At 36.7% G+C, this 21,335-nt stretch carries 18 protein-coding genes and 1 pseudogene; 2 read left to right on the top strand and 17 right to left on the bottom strand.

Features of this window, described 5'->3' with window-relative positions:
• Positions 1-448: 448 nt before the first annotated feature.
• From urtE to LDX58_RS11700, 9 genes are all read right to left on the bottom strand, one after another.
• Complete coding sequence (urtE, locus tag LDX58_RS11740) at positions 449-1,141, bottom strand: urea ABC transporter ATP-binding subunit UrtE (RefSeq protein ID WP_227937023.1); 693 nt, start codon at positions 1,139-1,141, stop codon at positions 449-451.
• Complete coding sequence (gene urtD, locus LDX58_RS11735; protein WP_227937022.1) at positions 1,119-1,922, bottom strand: urea ABC transporter ATP-binding protein UrtD; 804 nt, start codon at positions 1,920-1,922, stop codon at positions 1,119-1,121. Before urtD ends, urtE begins: the two co-directional genes overlap by 23 nt.
• Positions 1,870-2,964: an urea ABC transporter permease subunit UrtC gene (gene urtC, locus LDX58_RS11730; protein ID WP_227937021.1), complete on the bottom strand. Its 1,095-nt coding sequence runs from the start codon at positions 2,962-2,964 to the stop codon at positions 1,870-1,872. Before urtC ends, urtD begins: the two co-directional genes overlap by 53 nt.
• 19 nt (positions 2,965-2,983) lie before the next feature.
• The gene (urtB, locus tag LDX58_RS11725; RefSeq protein ID WP_227937020.1) at positions 2,984-3,886 is read right to left on the bottom strand and encodes an urea ABC transporter permease subunit UrtB; all 903 of its coding nucleotides are present in this window, start codon (positions 3,884-3,886) and stop codon (positions 2,984-2,986) included.
• Between the two features lie 187 nt (positions 3,887-4,073).
• On the bottom strand, positions 4,074-5,345 hold the full coding sequence (urtA, locus tag LDX58_RS11720) for an urea ABC transporter substrate-binding protein (RefSeq protein WP_227937019.1): 1,272 nt from the start codon (positions 5,343-5,345) through the stop codon (positions 4,074-4,076).
• Between the two features lie 352 nt (positions 5,346-5,697).
• Positions 5,698-8,100, bottom strand: a complete 2,403-nt coding sequence (locus LDX58_RS11715) for a glycoside hydrolase family 31 protein (protein ID WP_227937018.1) — start codon at positions 8,098-8,100, stop codon at positions 5,698-5,700.
• Positions 8,101-8,202: 102 nt separating this feature from the next.
• Positions 8,203-9,498, bottom strand: coding sequence for a TRAP transporter large permease (locus tag LDX58_RS11710; RefSeq protein WP_227937017.1), 1,296 nt, complete (start codon positions 9,496-9,498; stop codon positions 8,203-8,205).
• 43 nt (positions 9,499-9,541) lie between these two features.
• Positions 9,542-10,015: a TRAP transporter small permease gene (locus tag LDX58_RS11705; RefSeq protein ID WP_227937016.1), complete on the bottom strand. Its 474-nt coding sequence runs from the start codon at positions 10,013-10,015 to the stop codon at positions 9,542-9,544.
• 87 nt (positions 10,016-10,102) lie between these two features.
• Complete coding sequence (locus tag LDX58_RS11700) at positions 10,103-11,152, bottom strand: TRAP transporter substrate-binding protein (RefSeq protein ID WP_227937015.1); 1,050 nt, start codon at positions 11,150-11,152, stop codon at positions 10,103-10,105.
• Between the two features lie 406 nt (positions 11,153-11,558).
• On the opposite strand from LDX58_RS11700, the gene LDX58_RS11695 reads away from it, so the two are divergent.
• Positions 11,559-12,554 carry a LacI family DNA-binding transcriptional regulator gene (locus tag LDX58_RS11695; protein WP_227937014.1) on the top strand — a complete coding sequence of 332 codons (996 nt, stop codon included), beginning with the start codon at positions 11,559-11,561 and terminating at the stop codon, positions 12,552-12,554.
• A 247-nt stretch (positions 12,555-12,801) separates the two neighbouring features.
• Here LDX58_RS11695 and LDX58_RS11690 read toward each other — a convergent pair whose 3' ends face one another.
• The 3 genes from LDX58_RS11690 to LDX58_RS11680 form a co-directional block, all read right to left on the bottom strand.
• Entirely contained in the window at positions 12,802-14,439 is a 1,638-nt protein-coding gene (locus LDX58_RS11690) for a glycerol-3-phosphate dehydrogenase/oxidase (protein WP_227937013.1), read from the bottom strand.
• Between the two features lie 221 nt (positions 14,440-14,660).
• Entirely contained in the window at positions 14,661-16,151 is a 1,491-nt protein-coding gene (glpK, locus tag LDX58_RS11685; protein WP_227937012.1) for a glycerol kinase GlpK, read from the bottom strand.
• Between the two features lie 241 nt (positions 16,152-16,392).
• Positions 16,393-16,941 (bottom strand): glycerol-3-phosphate responsive antiterminator, encoded by a 549-nt coding sequence (locus LDX58_RS11680; RefSeq protein ID WP_227937011.1) that lies wholly within the window; start codon positions 16,939-16,941, stop codon positions 16,393-16,395.
• A 514-nt stretch (positions 16,942-17,455) separates the two neighbouring features.
• On the opposite strand from LDX58_RS11680, the gene LDX58_RS11675 reads away from it, so the two are divergent.
• On the top strand, positions 17,456-17,755 hold the full coding sequence (locus tag LDX58_RS11675) for an HPr family phosphocarrier protein (protein ID WP_308017502.1): 300 nt from the start codon (positions 17,456-17,458) through the stop codon (positions 17,753-17,755).
• Between the two features lie 638 nt (positions 17,756-18,393).
• Here the strand turns inward: LDX58_RS11675 and LDX58_RS11670 are convergent.
• The 5 genes and pseudogenes from LDX58_RS11670 to LDX58_RS11650 all read right to left on the bottom strand — a co-directional run bounded on the left by LDX58_RS11670 (position 18,394) and on the right by LDX58_RS11650 (position 21,301).
• Complete coding sequence (locus LDX58_RS11670; protein WP_227937010.1) at positions 18,394-18,657, bottom strand: hypothetical protein; 264 nt, start codon at positions 18,655-18,657, stop codon at positions 18,394-18,396.
• A 480-nt stretch (positions 18,658-19,137) separates the two neighbouring features.
• Positions 19,138-19,710 (bottom strand): thymidine kinase, encoded by a 573-nt coding sequence (locus LDX58_RS11665; RefSeq protein ID WP_227937009.1) that lies wholly within the window; start codon positions 19,708-19,710, stop codon positions 19,138-19,140.
• Positions 19,711-19,722: 12 nt separating this feature from the next.
• Entirely contained in the window at positions 19,723-20,376 is a 654-nt protein-coding gene (locus LDX58_RS11660; protein ID WP_227937008.1) for a tyrosine-type recombinase/integrase, read from the bottom strand.
• A 307-nt stretch (positions 20,377-20,683) separates the two neighbouring features.
• Positions 20,684-20,911 (bottom strand): annotated as a pseudogene (locus LDX58_RS11655) (thymidine kinase); the annotation flags it as partial.
• Between the two features lie 144 nt (positions 20,912-21,055).
• Positions 21,056-21,301, bottom strand: coding sequence for a type B 50S ribosomal protein L31 (locus LDX58_RS11650; protein ID WP_035661966.1), 246 nt, complete (start codon positions 21,299-21,301; stop codon positions 21,056-21,058).
• Between the last annotated feature and the right edge of the window lie 34 nt (positions 21,302-21,335).

The raw sequence follows: 21,335 nt of genomic DNA, 5'->3' as shown, positions 1-21,335 counted from the left end.
CTTTTGTTCACTGTTAGTTTTGACCATACCTTTTTTGAACTAATTACGCGCATATATTCACATTAAAACTGCATAATAAAAATAGAAAATACAGGCTCCCAACAATGAGAGACTCCCAGCATTACTCATTTCTTTCGAATCTTGAATAAATTTGCAATTGCCCGCTGTCAGTAGTCCGACAAACACGGTACCGAAGTTTCCAATAATGTTGATCATTTCAAACAGAAATTTGGGAATTGATGCCATTGTCAGCATCTGGCGTTGACTCAGATAGTTTTTTAATCCTTCGTAAATCGGTGGGGATGCAAATTTGTAGTAACCGCAAAAATTAAAAAGATCGTTACTTTTGTAAAAAAGACTCCCAAAATCAATAAGACCATCTTTTAAAGATGGCCTCTCGCTTGTTTGAAATGACTTTGTTCCAAAAATTTAATGTTCGAAGTAACTCTCACACACTCAAATGATGACTTACCTCAGACTCAATTAACTCTTCACCCTCGTAAACAATTCTTCCCTTATCGATAATATAAAAATAATCGGCTACGCTTTTGGCGAAGTCAAAGCTTTGTTCAATTAAAAGGATCGAGATGTTTTCATTTTGTTTTTTGATGTCGCGGATAACATTTTGGATATCTTGAACAATATTTGGCTGTATTCCTTCTGTTGGTTCATCGAGCAGCAAGCATTCTGGTTCAGAAACAAGGGCACGAGCAATCGCTAATTGTTGCTGTTGGCCACCACTTAAATCGCCGCCAAGACGATCTTTCATTTCTATTAGCACAGGAAAATAATCATAGATTTTTTGATCGATTGTTCTTTTCGAATTGGATCGAGCCTCTAAGCCGAGCATGATGTTTTCGTTCACGGTCAATTGCGGGAAGATCTCTCTTCCTTGTGGAACATAGCTGATTCCTCGTCTCGCACGATAGGTTGGCGTTTTATGAGTCATTTCGTCGACTCCGTAAGTAATAACTCCTTTTTTTGCTTTTAGTAATCCCATAATCGATTTGATCAATGTTGTTTTCCCGACACCATTTCGGCCCATTAAACAGACAATCTGTCCTGGACGAATTTCCATTGTAATATCTCTTATTACCGTACTTTCATCATAGGCGACTTCAAGCTGTTGTAGTTGCAGCACTAGATTCAACTCCTTTTCTTCCCAAATAGACTTCTATTACTTTTTCATTTGATTGAACTTTGTCCATTGGACCATCGCAAAGCAGTTTTCCTTCATGCATAACGGTGACTTTCTCAGCAAACTTCCGAACGAAATCCATGTCATGTTCGACAACGATAATCGTACATTGCTGTTTGAGTTTTAATAGTAGTTCCCCTGTTTTCTCTTCTTCTTCCTCTGTCATCCCGGCAATCGGTTCATCAAGCAAGAGCAAGTCAGGCTTTTGCATCATCACCATTCCGATTTCAAGCCATTGTTTCTGTCCATGAGAAAGGATTCGCGCTTGTACGTCGCGTTGCTCCAATAGTCCAATCAATTCAAGTTGTTTTTCAATCTCTTCCTGTTGCTGCTGCGTTGTTTTCGCAAGTAGAATCGACCAGATGCTCTTATCTTGCTTCATTGCAATCTCCAAATTTTCAAAGACAGTTAAGTTAGGAAATATCGAAGGAGCTTGAAATTTCCGCCCAATCCCTTTACGAACGATTTCGAACTCTTTAAACTTTGTTAAATCATGTTTTTCTCTAAATAAGACATCGCCTTCCGTCGCTTTTGTTTTTCCACATAATACATCGAGAAACGTCGTTTTCCCTGCGCCATTCGGTCCAATCAGAAAATGAAGTTCCCCACGTTCAATCGAAAAAGAGAAATGATTAATGGCTGTAAATCCACCGAAGCGAACGACTACATCGCTACACTGCAGTACGTCTTCGCTCTCTATCTTCCGAGATTGATTTCGTTTCATTTCTTCGTCCTCCTTTTTTCTTTCCACGTAATTTATTAAATAAGCTCATTAATCCACCTGGTAGGAATAATACAATGATGACAAAAACAGATCCTAAGAAAAACAACCAGATATCAGGGTAATTTTCGCTGAAAAAGGTTTTGGCTAAATTGGTGACGACGGCTCCTATAATAGGTCCAATTAACGTCCCGCGACCACCTATTGCCACCCAAAGAATCATTTCAATCGATGGAACGATTCCAATTGTTGTTGGCGAGATCATTCCGACTTGTAAGACAAATAACATTCCTGCAAGCCCTGCAATTCCAGCAGATATTGCAAAGACAAATACTTTAAACAAGGTTGTATCATACCCTGAAAAACGAAGACGATTTTCACCATCGCGAATCGCAATGAGCGTTTTTCCGAATCGACTATGAACCAATCTATAACAAAAAAAGAAAATAGTAGCTAAACAGGCGATCGTTACAAAATAAATGATTTTCTGTGTCGATGGTGCCATTAATGGTTGGCCGAAAACCGTCGAAAAGCCTGTAATTCCATTCGTACCACCAGTAAATTCTTGTTTACTAATAATAAGCGTAACCGTTACGATGACCAATGCTTGAGTAAGGATGGTAAAATACACATCCTTAATACGATTGCGAAAGATAAAAAACCCTAAAGTCCCAGCTATTAACGCTGGCACAATAATGGCGAGTGGGATCGCCACAAAAGGACTTTGTAAGACAGCCCAAAACCATGGAAGCTCTGTAATGCCGTTCCACATCATAAAGTCAGGAACCGTACCTGATTCGAGTTTTAAATAGATTGCCATAATATAAGCGCCTACTCCAAAAAATATCCCGTGTCCAAGACTTAAAACACCTGCATATCCCCATAGAAGATCTAAGCCAATAACAAGAATAGCAAAAGCCAAAAACCGTCCTAATAAATTCAAGCGAAAATCTGACAAAAAAAGTGGACAAAGGATTAAAAACAGTAATAAAACAACGAACATCCACCTTCTGTCAAATATATATTTCGTTACTGAAAATGGCATTTTTCATTCTCCTTTTTTATTAATCTAATGAACGTGTGCGCAGAGAGAATAATCCTGAGGGCCTCCATTGTAAAAACAGAATGATAAGCGCAAACACAAGGACTTTCCCCATCGATGCATCTGTCCAAAACTCAAAAATGGTAGTAAACATACCAATGCCAAGTGCTCCTATTACAGTACCTGCTAACATCCCGACGCCGCCAACAACGACTACCATAAACGCATCAATAATGTAGTTCTGGCCGATCGTAGGCCCAATTGGACCAATTAGCGTTAGGGCCGAACCAGCGATCCCGGCAAAACCGGATCCAATCGCAAATGTTAACGAGTCTACTTTTCTCGATGAAATTCCGAGACATGTAGCCATATCTCTGTTTTGCATAACCGCTCGAATTCGTCTTCCTCCTGTTGTTTTATATAAGTAGAAGAATAATCCTAGAAAACAGACGATAACGAGTCCAATAATAAAAAGCCGACTATATGGAAGCGTAACAGACATCACTTGTAATCCGCCTCTTAAAAAGGAGGGTGCTTCTACCCCTACATTAGGAGCTCCGAAAATAGATCTTGCCGTTTGCTGCAGGATCAATCCAACACCGAAAGTCGCTAGTAAACTATCCAGCGGCCTACCATATAAGTGCCTGATGACCACGTACTCCAATAACATTCCGATTAATGCAGCCACGATAAAAGCAAAAGGTATCGCAAGGATAAAATACCAATTGAAATAGTCTGCTGGCACGTAATTTTCAAATAACAACTGGATGACATACGTCGCATATGCTCCAATCATAATCAGTTCACCATGAGCCATATTAATTACTTTCATTAATCCAAATGTTATTGCTAGACCCAATGCAATGAGTAACAAAATAGAACCTAAGCTAATGCCATTAAAGCCTTGGACGACCATTCCTTCCATTTTAACCCCATCCTTTTTCTATACATGCAATGGCTTCGGAGGTTATTTTAACAACCTCTCTTGCAAGTTTCTATTATTTTTTATAACAGAGGGTGACTACTCGTAAAAGAATCACCCTCCATCAACGAGACCGCTGAAAAAGGTACGGTTTTCACCTTTTTTCAATGGTCTCCCATCAACCATTTACTTATTGCATACTAGAAGAAATTTCGCTTGCCCACTCATATCCTTCTAAGAATGGATCTGGCTTAATTGGCTCACCTGAGTTCCATACTTCTTTAAATTGACCATCTGCTTGCACTTCTCCAATCCGAACCGTTTTCCAAACGTGTTGGTTATCGCCATCAAAGATGACCTTTCCACCTGGAGCATCGAATTCAAGACCAGGAGCCGCTGCTTTAACAGCATCTATATCGAGTGAACCTGCTTCTTCAACTGCTTTTGCCCATAAGTGAACCATAAAGTAAGCTGCTTCGATTGGGTCACCTGTTACACGCTCTTCGCCAAGCATTTCTTTATAGCTTTCTACGAAACTAGCATTCTCTGGTGTATCTGTTGTTTGATAATAGTTCCAGCTTGCATAATGTCCTTCTAATACATCTGCACCAATCCCACGAATTTCTTCTTCTGCTACACTGACCGATAAGATCGTGACGTCATCCGATGTAATCCCTGCATCTGCAAGTTGTTTGAAGAAAGCAACGTTACTATCACCATTTAGGGTATTGAAAATAACTTCTGGCTTACTTTCTCTGATACGAGAAATAATTGTGCTGTAATCTGTATGACCAAGTGGAGTGTATTGCTCGTCAACTGTTGTTCCATCACTCGCCTCTAGTTGAGCTTTGATAATTTGATTAGCTAGTCTTGGGAAAACGTAATCTGAACCTAACAAGAAGAATTCAGATCCTTTATTTTCAAGCAACCATTCTACCGCTGGAACTATTTGTTGGTTAGGAGCTGCACCTGCATAAAAGATATTAGGGGATGCTTCCATTCCTTCGTATTGAACTGGATAGTAAAGAAGTCCATTGTTCTCTTCAAAAACCGGCAGCATCGCTTTACGACTTGCAGAAGTCCAACCACCAAACACAACCGCAACATCATCTTGTTGCAAAAGCTTTGTTGCTCGTTCTGAAAACACAGATGGTTCAGATGCTCCGTCTTCGATAACCGGGACAATCTTTTTACCTAGCACCCCGCCAGCTGCATTGATTTCTTCAATCGCTAATAATTCAGCGTCCTTTACCGATGTTTCACTCATCGCCATTGTGCCACTTAGCGAGTGTAAGATCCCAACTTTGACTTCATCTCCTTCAATTGCTTCTTCTGTTGGTTCTGCCCCTGTTTCACCTTCTGCCTCACCCGTTGTTTCACTTCCTCCACAAGCACTTAATACAACCATCGTTGACATTGCCATTCCCATAAGAATGGACTTACTTCTTGAAAACTTTTTCATAATTGATCCTCCCTAGTTATGTATGGTTTTGTCTACGCATTTTACAATACCAAGATTTTCTAACATGATCTTCATTTCTGATAGAATATCTAACAATAATTTTTCGAAAATTCTAAAAACTACTATTGGAAACGCTTTCTAAAATAGACCTTAATGCAACATGAGATTGAACGAATAAGAAGAGCACGCCCTCATTAAAATAAGGCATGCTCTTCTTGATTGTATTTATATTTCAATATTACTAAATCTTATCCAGGAACTATGATTTCCGTATGCACCATGTAGGAGATAAACCACAGGAAGCCCTTGATTATAAGGGTTATATCACTTCCACACAGGTGGAATCCAATTTTTACAAAGCTACAGAATACCTATTATTTTCTTTTGTGATTTCCTGTCCATTTACAAACAATTTACGCTGTTCATTTTCAGGTAAATAGAAACAAAGGCTTTCATATGGAAGCTTGTACTTCCCTTCAATCTTGTAGCTTACATTGATTGTTTCGGAATCAGCATTCATTTGAACGGAAACGATCGTATGATTCTCTTGATAATTAGCTGAAATACCATCATCCTCATAAAGTTCATAGGATGTGCTTCCTGACTGCTTATGCGGGAATAACAAGAAACCTCTCTCATCCTTGTCCTTATTTGCAAATGAAGAATCAGTATCGTTTATCGGAATAATACTTCCAACTTTAATTAATAAAGGATTATATTCTAGTGGTGCCGGGATCGTAACGGTTTGACTACCTTCATACCATTCGCAAGTATGGAAATCATACCAACCAGCTTCGTGTTGAGGAAGATACACTTCTCTTTCTCTTTGTCCCTCTTCAACAACGGAAGCAATAAGCATTGATTCACCTATCATGAAATCATCGTTCTCTTCAAATGTTTTTTCATCTGCTTCAAATTCATAAAAAGTTGGACGAAGGATCGGTTCATACTTTTTATGCGCATTATATAAAGCAGTATATAGATAAGGAATGATACGCTGACGGAACTTGATTAAATCACGGATTAAACCAGTTGTTGCCTCTTCATACATCCAAGGAACATTAACAGATTTATCATCGTTCCATGAATGAATGGTGAAACGTGGATGAAAAATTCCGTTTTGTACCCATCTAACTAATAATTCTGGCTCTGGAGCTGGTCCTGAAAATCCTCCGATATCATGACCAATATTATAGATTCCTGATAAGCTTAACCCAAGCCCCATCTTAATATTGTACTTCAGGGATTTCCAGCTTGTATAGTTATCTCCAGACCACGTTTGTACATAACGCTGCATCCCTGGGCTTCCAGATCTAGAAATTAAATACGGTCTGATCTCAGGAGCAAATTCCATTTGTGCTTCATAAGAAGCCTTCATCATAAGAAGCGGCTGCAGAGAACGCACAACTTCAAAGCTTAATTTCTCACCAAATCCATCTACAGTTGCATCTTTTGACCAAATTTCAAATTCATTGTTATCATTCCAAGTGGAATCAATGCCATATTCTAAAAGCTGCTCTGTTACCTTTTGCTTCCACCAATCCACCGACTCTTCGTTGGTAAAATCAACGTATGCACCGACTTCATCCCAAAATTGAGCCATTTCAGGTTCCCCATCACCAGATAAGATAAACATGTTCTTTTCCTTTAACTCATTAAAAACAGGATGATCTTTTAACAATGCAGGTTTAATATTTGCGCATAGTCTTATACCTTTTTCATGGTACTCATTTATAAATCCTTTAGCATCTGGAAACTTGTCGGTATTCCAGTTAAACACGTACCGCTTATCTCCAATTGATGTATAGCCAGAAGATAATTGGAACGAATCACAAATGATGTCGTGTTCTTCACATTGTACTATGAATTTTTTCAATTGCTGTTGTGCATCAGGTGCATCTGTATAGGTCATGGTTGAACCAGAGTACCCCAAACTCCACTTAGGAGCAAAGATTGTTTTCCCTGTTAACCATGAATATTTTTTTACAACATCCTTTACTTCTGGACCAAGAATTACATAGTAGTCTAAATCTCCAGCCATGGATTGATAATAACGATACCATCCATGATAATTATCCATTTCATTTCCCATATCAAAAACACTTTGCGCCATATTATCATAGAAAATACCAAAAGAAATATTTGTTTGCTTATTTCTAGTAATATAGAATGGAATATGTTTATATAACGGGTCCGTATATTGGGCATCGTAACCCATCGGATCAACACTTAGCATACGGTAACGTTTCCCGTAACGATCCATTTCTCCACTTTTCTCACCTAGACCAAAATATTGTTCATCTAATGTTCGTTGCTGATAATGATGGACCCCTTCCCCTAATGAACCATCGAAATTATACGCTTGTGTATATCGGTCTGTAGCAATTTGCTGTACATTTCCTTCACTGTCTTTGTAAAACCAGGTGATTTTAAAACCATCTAAATTAATAGCTAATTTTAATCTTTTCGTTTCTACAGTAAAATGGCTTCCTTCATTTTGAAACTTATACTTTGGTAACGAAAAAGGTGATAAGTCAAAACGATCCCTACCTTTAAGAGGAACGTCATCCATTCCTGGAGCGACAAGCCAAGTGTTCTTCACATTAAGCTCGTCACCTTTTGTCATTACAACCCGAACCATATCCTCTTCTAACACAATCACTCTTGCTATAACATTAGAATTGTCCAATTGGAACATTAAAACATTTTCTTTTTGGTCTGAAAATTGAAATTGATAATTTTCTCTTAAAGACATAAAACTCACCTTTTCTACTATTATTATGAAAGCAGGTTTTTAAAATGTCGTAACGGTCTCTACTTACTATTAATTAAATTAATCACGTTATTAAAATGTAATCTAATAACCGAACAATCTCGGCAAAATCATACTAATTTCTGGTATATATGTTACAAGGAGCAGAACAAAAATGATCGATACATAAAATGGTACAAGTGGTTTTATCACATCTTCTATATCTAAATTTGCAATACTTGCTCCAACAAAAAGCGCACTTCCAACTGGAGGTGTAATATTTCCAATACTTAAATTTAAAATCATCATAATTCCAAAATGAAGCGGATCCATTCCAAAACTAGTTACAATCGGTAAAAATATTGGTGTAAAAATAAGAACCGCTGGAGTAATATCCATAATGGTACCAACAAATAATAAGAGTACATTCAAGATTAATAAAATAATAATCGCATTGTCGGAAATCCCCATAATCAATTGACTAAGAGCAGTAGGAATACCTGTGAACGCCATTACCCATGACATAACAGAAGAAGCAGCTACAAGCAGCATAATAACTGAAGTAATTTCAACTGTTTCCATTATGATTTTTGGCATATCTGACATATTAACAGTACGATAAGCCATAGCCAAAATGAATGTATAGGCTACTGCGACAGCCGCAGCTTCAGTTGCAGTGAATATCCCGCCTAATATCCCACCAATAACGATGACAATCAACATTAAGCTGGGAATTGCATCCAAAAATGTTTTAAAAGCTACACTAAAAGATACTCTTTCAGATACAGGATATTTCTTGCGTTTTGCAATAATAAAACCAACTAACATACAAGCTAATCCCCATAAAATTCCTGGTAAATAACCTGCAATAAATAGAGCGGCGACAGATGTTCCCCCACTTACTAAAGAATAAATAATCAATATACCACTTGGGGGGATAATTAATCCGGTTGGTGCAGAAGCAATATTTACTGCAGCTGAGAACTTCGGGTCATACCCCTCTTTCTTTTGTAACGGCCCCATTGTTCTGCCAATTGCTGCTGCTGCTGCAACAGATGAACCTGAAAGAGAACCAAATAACATATTACCCAATATGTTTGCATGAGCTAAGGAACCTGGCATTTTTCCTACAAGAACCTTCGCAAAATTTATGAGGCGTTCGGCGATCCCGCCATTATTCATCAAGATACCTGAAAGAATAAAGAAAGGAACAGCTAACAATGTAAAGCTATCAAGTCCTGTTACAATTTTTTGCGCCGCCGTAAAAATAGCCATATCCATCGGCAAAATGGTAAGGATAGTAACCAGAGAAGCAATTACAATACTTATCGAGATAGGCACACTAATAACAAGCATGAGCAGAAATACAACAACTAAAACAAGTCCCGCCTGTAATGCCATAAAATTTCACTCCTTTATACTAAAACCTTAGAAAAATGTGTATTCATTGTGAAGTTGGCTTTGCTTTTGCGAAATACTCCTTGACATGGAGTACTAAGTAAAATAAAAATAAAACTCCTGAAACGATTAGACTTAAATATAGATATTCTATTGGCATTCCAATTGCAGATGAAATTTGCCCTACTGCATTTTGATAGGCTTTTATTCCCCCAAAAAGGAGAATAACAACAATAAATACCATGACAACTGCTTCAACAAGCAATCGCACAAATATTTGATATTTTTCGGGTATTTTGCGAGCAACAAAAACAACAGCTAAATGTTTCTTTTTTCCGTATGCATAGGCTGAACCAACCATCGTCAGCCAAATAAGAGAATACCTTAAAAACTCCTCTGAAACTGTACTGGGGGCACTTAGAACAAAACGAGTAAAGACTTGCCAACAAGCTGTTATAACCATAACGGTCATTAAAGAGCATGTTAAAACTGCTGTAACCGTATCGACTATTTTCCTCATAGGATCGGCACCTTCTCTCAATATTTTATAGGCCTCTTTTTCTGAACATGAACCAGTCAGAAAATAGAGGCCTACTTTTCCTATAACTTATTTAAGATGGCTTTGGAAGTCATCGAAATATTTTCCATTGGTTTCATTTTCTGCTTTAAATTCCTCATGAAGTGGTGCCGCAGCATCAATAAATGCTTGCTTATCAATCGTATAGAATGTTACTCCCATTTCTTCCGAAGCTGTAATAGATTCTTCAATTGCTTGATTCCATACATCTTTATGACTTTCTGAAGACGTATTTGCTGCATCTAGAATTGCTTGTTGCTGCTCCTCTGACAGACTATCCCATGTTTTTGTACTTACAATTAAAACATCAGGAACATACTGGTGTTCAGTATACGTATAAGCTTTTGCTACTTCACCATGTTTACTACTCACTAAAGCTGTTTCATTATTTTCTGCACCATCAATGACACCTTGTTGAAGAGAAGTGTAAACTTCACCATAAGACATTGGTGTTGGTGAACCACCCATCGCTTTGATCATTGAGATAGATGTTGGACTTTCTTGTACACGAATTTTTAATCCATTCATATCTGCAGGAGACTCTACTTTTTGATCAGCTGTATAAATACTGCGCTGACCTGCATCATACCAGCCAATAGCAACAAAACCTTGGTCTCTAGTACCTTCAAAAATTTCTTGAACAGCCTCACTATTATCCATTACTTCATGATAGTGCTCTTTACTTTGAAATACGAACGGGAGTGAGAAAATCGCATAGTTCGAATCAAACGCTTCCAATGCACTTGCACTTACCTTCGCCATTGGAAGAGTACCTGATTTTACAAGCTCAATAACATCACGTTCTTGACCTAATTGTCCGTTCGGGAATACTTCAATTTTTACATTTCCCTCTGAATTTTCATCCGTAAGATTTAATAACTCCATTAATGAAGTATGAATAGGATGCGTTTCTGGCTGATTATGTGCTAATCGTAATGAAACTGCTTCTGCATTGCCAGTTTCTTCTGGACTACTACTTTCTTGATTACCGCCTCCACCATTACCTGCTCCACATCCAGCTAGTAATGAAAGAGATAAAATACCAGTTGCTGCTATTGATAAAAGTTTATTCATTTTCATTGGTGTTCCCCCTACATTTAATTTTTTGTAATAAACAACGTTGTTAAGTTGTAATCCTTTTCAATACTATTTATACAAAAATCTTTTAAACAAAAATAAGATTATCCGCCAGAGGAATTGATTTTTAACAAAATAACGTTTTCATTATTGATGAATAATATCCGACCAAAAACCATTAACATCATTATTTACAACGTGATTATTACAATGACTACTTTACTTTATAATGCGTAAATTTTCAACTGTGATTCATAAAAATTTTGTCTTTTTTTAATCATAAGCGTTTGACACATCCCTTTATAACTGTAAAATATGATTATATAACTGTTCTTCAGTTATTTTTTTATAACGTGGTTATTAATCTATATTTCGATTTTAAAAATAATTAAATAGTTGGTGAACTCTTATGAAATTAACGATAAAGGATATTGCAAAACAGCTTGGAGTTAGTCATTCAACTGTTTCGAAAGCTTTAAATAATAGTCCTCTTGTTAAACAAGAAACAAAGAATAAAGTTATTAAATTCGCAAAAGAGATGGGCTATGAACCAAATTACGCTGCCCAAAGACTCGTCTCTAAGCAATCTAATGTTATTGGCTTAATATGGCCCACATTAGAACGCGTTGCACCATCTACCTTGGTAACAAAAATTAATGAAGAGATTAGCAAGCATAACTATAAAATGATCCTTTCCATAGACTCAATTGAAAAATCAATTGAAATGTACAAGCGATTCCAAGTAGACGGCGTTATCGCGTTTAATAAACACAACATCGATATGCCACAATCAACCTCAATGCCTCTCGTTACTTATGGCGTAAGTAGAGATAAATCAATTCCTGTTATTGATGTAAATTATAAAGAAGCAATGAATGTAGCCGTTGAATACTTATATCAGCTTGGACATGAAAACATTGCTTTTATTGGAGATTTTTCTTTCACCGATGAAAGGCAAGTTGAAAAATATGATGGATTTCAACAGGCAATGGTAAAATTCGGACTTAAAGTCAGCAATCACAATCTGATCGATACTAGAGGACTGGATTGGTATGACGGCTATATCACAACGATGCACCTCTTAAATTCACCGTTAAAGCCTACTGCCATTATCGGTTCAAGCTATGACATTAGTGCAGGCATTGTCCGTGGATTGAGACAAGCGAATTATATTATCCCAAAGGATATGTCCGTCATTAGTTATGACAATATCCCACAGCTGGAAAATTTAGAAGTCCCCTTAACAAGTGTTGGTGTACCTGTTGAAGAAATTGCCCAACAAATGGTGAACACGTTGTTAAATTATATTAAGGATCCGAATTCAGTTCCACTCAGCCAAACATTAACACCTAGAATTTCAGAAAGAGCGTCTTGCGCAATAGCTAGAACTATAATGAATAAATAGAGCAATCTAAGGTTTTCAAATTTATTTTGCCTTCTATGTTGAAAAATATTCTTAAAACGAAAATACAATTGAAAAAGATCTCAAATTACGAGGGCACAGGTAAAAATCAACCTTTTTCAGTGCCCCTATTTAAGTAACAATGGCTTCGCACGTCGCGCGCCTGCTATGAGAACCCCACTCATAGTAGGCTTTTAAAAACTTAGCAACGGCTCCGCTCATTGCTTCGAGGGCATTGAAAGAGGTACTATTATTCATTACCAGTAGCGTTTTTTATCTCTGCCTCAAGGTCAGCATTAAACCTTTCCTTTTCAGAAGTAGACCATCCGAATCGTTCTTCCATATATCGTAAAACCTGATTTTTCGTGTTTCTCACGGTGTCAATATCAAATAAAAGACTTCCCGTTCTTCTGAAATAAAAGTCAACTGGAGTAACCGCCAATTCATACTCGATCGCATACACAAGTTTCGCAAAAACCACGATAGGCATTTCATACTTTTCTGCTTCTTCTTTATGCAGCAAATTAAATACGACAGGTGCATTTGATCCATAGAACGATGCCAGATGTGTTGCATCCTTCTTAGATAAACCTAATTTGGTTCCTTGTTCTGCTGTTTCTTGGACAAACTGTACGTACTTCTTTGACCCTCCTACGTCCCCTCCAGAAATAGGCAGCTTCCTTGTTTGGCAACCCATGAATTTCTGGCCTTCTTCAGAATCAAATTTTTCTGCAATAAGATTCACAATCGTTTCAGCCATCTTTCTATACCCTGTTAATTTGCCACCCGCAATCGTAATTAAACCTGAATCAGATTCCCAAATTTCATCTTTACGTGAAATTGCTGATGGATCTTTCCCTTCTTCTAGGATGAGCGGGCGAACTCCAGCCCAAGATGATTCAACATCCTTTCGAGTTACTTTTACATCGGGGAACATAAAATTAATGGCATCGATAAGATAATCTACATCTTCTTGAGTGATTTCTGGTGACGTAGGATCATCATGATAAAATGTATCAGTCGTCCCTACATAGGCTTTCCCGCCCCGAGGTATTGCAAAAATCATTCGTTTATCTGCTTTTGTATCAAAATAGATGGCTTGCTTTAACGGGAAGCGTGACTGATCAATAACAATGTGAACGCCTTTAGATAAAATTAATCCTTTCCCTTTTTTCGAGCCATCTTTCTCTCTTAACGAATCTACCCACGGACCAGTAGCATTGATTACTTTTTTAGCTCTTACTTTAATTTTCTCCCCTGTTAACTGATCTTCAACTAGCACACCAACTACCTTGCCGTTTTCATAAAGAAATTCTTGAACCTTCGCATAATTTAATGCTGTTGCTCCACTATCGACCGCTTTCTTTAAGACTTCTATTGTTAATCTTGCATCATCAGTGCGATATTCAACATAATGGCCCCCACCCTTTAAACCATCTTTTTTAATTAACGGTTCTTTTTTTAGGGTTTCTTCTACACTAAACATAACTCTTCGTTCACTTTTTTTCACACCAGCGAGGAAGTCATACACTCTAAGACCTATAGAGGTCATAAATTTCCCAAACGTTCCACCTTCATAAAAAGGAAGGAGCATCCATTCCGGAGTGGTGACATGTGGGCCATTTTCATACACAATTGCTCGTTCTTTCCCAGTTTCTGCCACAACTTTAAAGTCTAATTGTTTTAAATATCTTAATCCTCCGTGCACCAGTTTTGAAGATCGGCTAGATGTACCTGCTGCAAAGTCTTGCATCTCAACTACTGCTGTCTTGATTCCACGAGTTGTGGCATCAAGTGCGATTCCTGCTCCTGTTATACCTCCACCAATGACTAGTAAATCAAACGACACATCAGATAATTCAGAAATAATATCGTTTCGTTTTAACATTTATTTTTCCCCCTTATATACTTTAGAAAAATACGACTTTATTCAATAGCTTAAGTCTTTTCTATATTTTCATCCTTTTAAAGGCATAAAAAAAGAGGCCACGAACAACATTACCTTAAAAAGATAATGCGTCGCGGCCTCTCCGTGTCTCCTACCGAATATTAACTTATCTATAATATAGCAGATTATTTTAATTTTTTATATGGTAAATTTAAGATTTATTATTTAAATGCCATTGTAGCATGCACTGCCTTTTTCCAGCCATTATATAGTTGATCACGTTTCTCATCGGACATTTCGGGCTCGAATGAACGGTCAACAGCCCACTGCGCTTCAATTTCCTCCTTATTTTCCCAGTACCCTACGGCTAAACCTGCAAGATATGCTGCTCCTAGCGCAGTTGTTTCATTGATTACAGGTCTTTCTACCGAAACATTTAATAAATCACTTTGAAATTCTAATAGAAAATTATTCATTACTGCCCCACCATCAACTCGTAACGTTTTCAGCTTGATACCTGAATCAACCTCCATTACGGACAATACATCTTTTGTTTGATAAGCAAGGGCTTCAATGGTAGCTCTGATAAAGTGCTCCTTACTCGTTCCACGAGTTAGGCCAAAAACAGCACCTCTTACCTCACTGTCCCAATATGGTGTACCAAGTCCTACAAAGGCTGGTACAACGTATACACCATCTGTTGAGTGAACCTTCCTTGCATATTCTTCACTCTCACTGGCATCACTAAACATTCTCATTCCATCGCGAAGCCACTGAATGGCAGAACCAGCAACAAATATACTTCCTTCAAGTGCATACTCCACTTTTCCGTTTAATCCCCATGCGATGGTGGTTAATAGACCGTGTTCAGAACGAACTGCTTTTTCACCAGTATTCATTAGCATAAAGCATCCCGTTCCATAAGTGTTTTTCCCCATTCCCTTATCAAAGCAAGCTTGACCAAACATAGCTGCCTGCTGATCTCCTGCAGCTCCAGCGATCGGCACTTCTTTACCGAAGAAATGATATCCAATCGTATGGGAATAAATCTCTGAAGATGATTTGACCTCTGGTAGCATTGAAGTAGGCACATCTAAAATTTTCAGCAATTCCGCATCCCACTTTAGCTCGTGAATATTGAACATCAATGTTCTTGAGGCATTACTATAATCGGTTACATGCGCACGACCACCGGAAAGCTTCCAAATGAGCCATGTATCAATTGTACCAAATAATAATTTTCCTTCTTCAGCTTTTCTTCTTGCACCTTCAACATTCTCAAGAATCCACTTTACTTTAGTACCTGAGAAATAAGGGTCGATTAATAAGCCTGTTTTTTCACGGATAGTATTTTCAAGGCCTAATTTCTTAAGTCCTTCACAAATTTTACTTGTTTGCCTTGACTGCCAAACAACTGCATTATAAACAGGTATACCTGTTTCTTTATCCCACACAACTGTTGTTTCTCTCTGATTAGTAATGCCAATTCCCGCAATTTGCTCTGCACTTACATTAACTTCTGACAAAACGGTTGCTATAACAGCAAGAACAGTTCCCCAAATTTCATTTGCGTTATGTTCAACCCACCCAGGATTGGGAAAATACTGTTCAAATTCTTTTTTTGCTACATGAACAATCTCTCCCTTTTTATTAAAGAGAATTGCCCTTGAGCTGGTTGTGCCTTGATCTAATGATAAAATATATGTTTCCATCTAGAATCCTCCCTTAATTATAGTTGAGGTAATACATTTTCGTTCAGAACTTTGATTTCAACTAGCAAAACAATTTTTAAGTTTTTCAAAACTAAAAAAGGAAGACTCAACGAAAAATACCTAAGAAGGTATTTTTTCGTGAATCTCCCCATCTCCATCACGCTTATTAACATGTAATTAAATTATACTCTAAGAATGAAAACGAGGTCAAATACTTTTGATAGCAATGGTTTTGCTCTTATTATTTACTAAAAGTTTGCCATAGCTCTTTATTAGAGGTTGTTACTGTAATTGCACCAGCTTCTAATACATTTTTCACCTCTTCAGGGGTTTTAATAAAACCGCCAGTGAAAATTGGAATATCAACTAGCTTCTTTACCTCTTTAATAAGAAAAGGCATAACCCCCGGAAGTACTTCGATATAATCAGGTTTTGTTTTTTTTAGTAACTTAATACTCTTTTCAAGCGCATGAGAATCAATTAAAAATATTCTTTGTACCGCTAGAACCCCTTTTTGTTTTGCCTTTAATATAACACTGGACTTTGTAGAAATTAGGCCATAGGGATTAAACTCCTGACAAAGATATTCTGTCGCATACTCATCATTTTTTAAACCATTAATTAAATCAACATGAAAAAGAATCTTTTTTTTATGGGCCTCTGCCATCATATGAACATTCTTTAACTGCGCTACATGCATTTCCATAAGAACACCGATCTCAAAAGGACTTTTTAAAAAGTCCTCAAATTCTTTCATACTCGGCAATACTGGGAGTATTTTTTGATCCATTACTCTTGTCTCCTTTTATTATTAAACTAATCAATTGATCGCGCTTTGTCACTTTTGAATTCATTCACAATCAAAACACGTTATTATGTTTAATGATATAATTTATAGATTTTCATGTAATTTTTATGCCATACTACCGCTTATAACCCCTATACTATCATGTTAACAATAGGAGAGGTTGTAAAAAGTATAGATCCATATACTAAAAACATGGAATAAACGACTCCACACTAAAGTATGGAGGTTCTTCGTTGGAGGACTGAACCTCCAACGAGTAATACCGACTAAAGTCGGCTAAAAGCGAAACTACTTAAAGTAGGAGGTTTTTAACTGCAAGTGCTTACGCAAGCTGAAGCTTGGTGTGGAAAATAAGAATGGAAATAACAATAATATTGTAAATTGATATATATTTGTAAATTTTATCTTCATTGTATTTTTACAGCGTGCAAAGATAATAGTATAATTAACCTAAGATAATCTTATATAACCTTTTACAGGGGGAGGAATTTCATAAATGAATTTTAATAAAAGAGCGTCCGATGCATCGAAATTAGGTAGAGCTGTACAATCAGGGTCAATTAATGTAAAAGATATGGCTTCTATTGTAAACACTGCAAACAAATTTAAATCAAGTATTGTTTTGCATATAGAAAACAAAATAGTTGATGTAAAAAGCTTTCTTGGACTAAGTGTATCCTTATTGTCTAATTCTACTCAATATAAATTAGAAATTCATGGTGATGATGAAGAAGAAGCAAAAGATGAAATGAAAACTGCTTTTGCAGAATATGGTATTAGTGTTGAAATTAATTAAACATATCGTTTAAGCGTAAAATGAAAAGGAGTCATTTCTCCTTTCCATTTTCTTAAAAAGCTATGATGGCTTCGTAAATTCATATTAGATTTCATTAATAGAAAAAGAGGTTCTCCATCGTTAATGAAAAACCACTCATATATATCAATTGCTGGTCTTGGTGATGCAAGGAAAATACCACCCTACTGCTGAAGAGATAGGTCAAACCGGTTCGGTGCGGTCCGGTTTGGTATAACAATAACTTACACAATATTAAATAGAAGATGGATGTAAAATCGTAGAGAACGACCTCCTGTTATGGTTAAAATCTCGAAATATAAATATTGTTTAATTAACAGTGGGGAAAATTAACATGATATATAATAGGTGAAGGATACATAAATGAACTTATTCTAAGATAGTGATAAAAAGCGCCGCTGAACACTACGCTTCGCAAAAAGTAACATATGAGCCTATTAATATATACTTATTCCATGTGCTTTATAAAGAGTTCCTCTAGATGCTCAGTGTGCCCTTGTAGCTTTTTTGCTGTGATCGGGGTCTTTTCCACCTTCAGTTTCCCTAATGTACTCTATAGCCTCTTGTACGACCTTATAGTTGCTTTTCGTAGTATTTCGTGTCTTTTCTTTAAGGATTCGTTATACCTCATAGTAATCTATCTCCCCTGCATTCACCTGTTCTTCCAATACTTTGAAGGTGAATACTAAGCCATTGTGACAGATCTTAACAATTCTTTCTAGACAATTTACATTTCGTACAACGTTTTCAAAATGAGCAGCTCTACTAGGATTACCTTCTTCTCTCTCCATAACCTTTGTCCAGTATTCTAGTTCAATTTTATAGTCCTCATAATATTCTGCTTTTGGTACAAACCAATTACACGAATAACACTCAAAATGCACACTTGTCCCATCCGGATTACAACTATCAATATTGCTACAAAACCCTACACCTTTTTTACCATTTGCTTCCCTATAATAATTACCCTTATTGTCTGTTAAAAATCCTACTGGGTCTTTATTAAAAGCAACTATATCCTCTTTTGCTATGCCCCAAACCGATTCATTTTTTATAGTTCGCGGAAAGAGCCCTTTATCACACCAATTTCTTACAGTTTCTACTGAGCACTTTATTAGTTTTGCACAATGCTCGATAGAAAATAGTTCTGGATCGTCTGATAAAAAGTTCTCTATATTACTTCTTGGTATTCTCCATCCAGACGAATTTTTTTCTGCATTAGGGAACTCACCTATGTTAATCAGTTTTCATATTGTTCCTATACTTTTTTTAGTGAGTTATACCGATTTTAATCATTTTGGATAATTCTTCTATGCTATAATAATTACTCAAATTCATGTGAAGGATCCTCCTTATCAAACAAACTAAAGTGGAGGATCCTGATGACACTTACGACATACTGGATAATAAGAATCATTTCCTCCAATCTGTATTTGTTCCCCTGAATAAACAGGCTTACCTTGATTGTCTACACGCAAATTCATGGTAGCTTTTCTTTCACAAAACCAACATATCGTCTTCATTTCTTCTACCTTATCTGCATATAGCATTAAATATTTACTTCCTTCAAAAAATTCGTTACGGAAGTCATTCTTAAGTCCGAAACTCATCACTGGAAGACCTAATTCATCAACAATCTGAGCCAATTGTAATACATGATGTTTTTTTAAGAACTGTGATTCATCGACGAGTATACAATATTTTCTTTGAGTGTAACTCTTAACAGTCTCATATATGTTGGTTTCATCAAATATAGGAATAGCCTTTCTCCTAAACCCTATCCTACTAGACACATATCCCACTTCATCTCTATTATCTATACCAGAGGTGAATATGAGTACGGGTTTATTCTGCTCTTCATAATTATGAGCTACTTTTAGTATTTCAATTGACTTACCGCTATTCATAGCTCCATATTTAAAAAATAATTGTGCCATAAAACAATCCCCTTAACCTTTACTTTTGTCTTGAAAACGCCTTATGTTTAATTTTTTATAAACTTTATGTCTTCCTTTTCTATTAAAAGTTGTCACGTACCGTTTAAGTGTATCCATACTTCCCCACCCAAATTGTTCTAGTATGAATGCTTCAGTTACTTTACGATCATTCAGAGCATCTACTAATTGTTGTGCTAGAGTACTTATTCCACTATGAGTTCTTATTTCACTTTGATCGAAGCCACCCCTTTCTGCTGCCCTCTTTATAATTCTTAAATAATTTGTTGGTTTTAAAGGCCCTCCTTTAGCGCTCCCTTTCCAATTTAAGAAGATATAATCAACATTATCGGTTAGGGAATCTAACCTCTCGCCTCGAATATAAAGTTCAATTCTTTCTGACAATTCACCGCTTATAGGTAATTCCCGCTCATTAGTTTTTGCAAGTGCCTCATTCTCTATATTTTCTTCTTTTTTTATACTTAGGATACCTTCATTTGGTTCAAAGTGCTTTAATTTTAAACCAAGAATCTCTCCTATTCTCATTCCTGTTTCGATATTTATCTCAAATATTATTTTATCTCTAAGAGTTGGTAAGGACTCCACTATTGCATTTATTTGATCCTGGCTAAACCACTTAATATGGATTTGTTCTTTTTTATATTTCAATTTACTACTAAGAAGTTAATGACTGGTTAGAATCCTGTAGTAAGAACAGCTATGGTACTGGGAGGACATATGCCAATCATCTGTTGGACTACTTTTTATTAAGGACTTTTCTACCTTTAATCGGTATGTCTTTTTTTTCAAGCCAATCACTTCCCCGCCCTTATCAAACACATGTTCCTATATAATAGTACACAAAGAAGATAGTATACAACCCCCTATGAGCGTCTACTATCTTAGATCCTATATAGCATGGATTAAACTATTATGTTTACTATTATTTTAATCATGAATAGATTGGGAACAAAACATCAACAGCGACCACTTGTGTATCGGCTTTGATCAATTCCAATATATCTACAGATCTTTTCACAGGAGTCGCAACGACTTTCGTACCATTATGTGAGACCACTTCCTCTTCACTATAACGGTTGTCCAATTCTGGCTTAAACACTTGCACATTCAGTTTTCCAAAGCTAACCCGACGAACTCTTCTAATAAGCTCTTCTGACTTACCTGAAAACATACTTCCACAAATGACTTCAACCTAGCCATCTTGTTTCATGACATCTTCATTCCCCCACACAACAAATTATTCATTAGAATTTTCTACTCTTATTATGAGTAATATGAGCAAAAAAAACAGGCAAGAGCTTCGCGCTTGCCTGTTCACTATCCAATTTTACTTCATCTTGTATTTCTTCTTGAACTTATCAACACGTCCGCCAACATCGTTAAGCTTTTGCTTACCAGTGTAGAACGGATGAGAGTCTGCACTAACTTCAACTTTTAAAAGTGGGTATGTGTTACCATCTTCCCACTCAATTGTTTCAGCAGATCCCTTTGTAGAACCTGTTAAAAACTTGAAACCTGTGCTTGTATCCTGGAATACCACTTTCTGGTATTTTGGGTGAATGTCTTGTTTCATTTGTTTCATCTCCTTTTGCCCTGAATCTTTTCGA

The organism is Alkalihalobacillus deserti (assembly GCF_020734105.1).
Lineage (GTDB): Bacteria > Bacillota > Bacilli > Bacillales > Bacillaceae_D > Halalkalibacter > Halalkalibacter deserti.
Note: the sequence above shows the minus strand (reverse complement) of the source record. Positions and strands in the feature narration are given on the sequence as shown.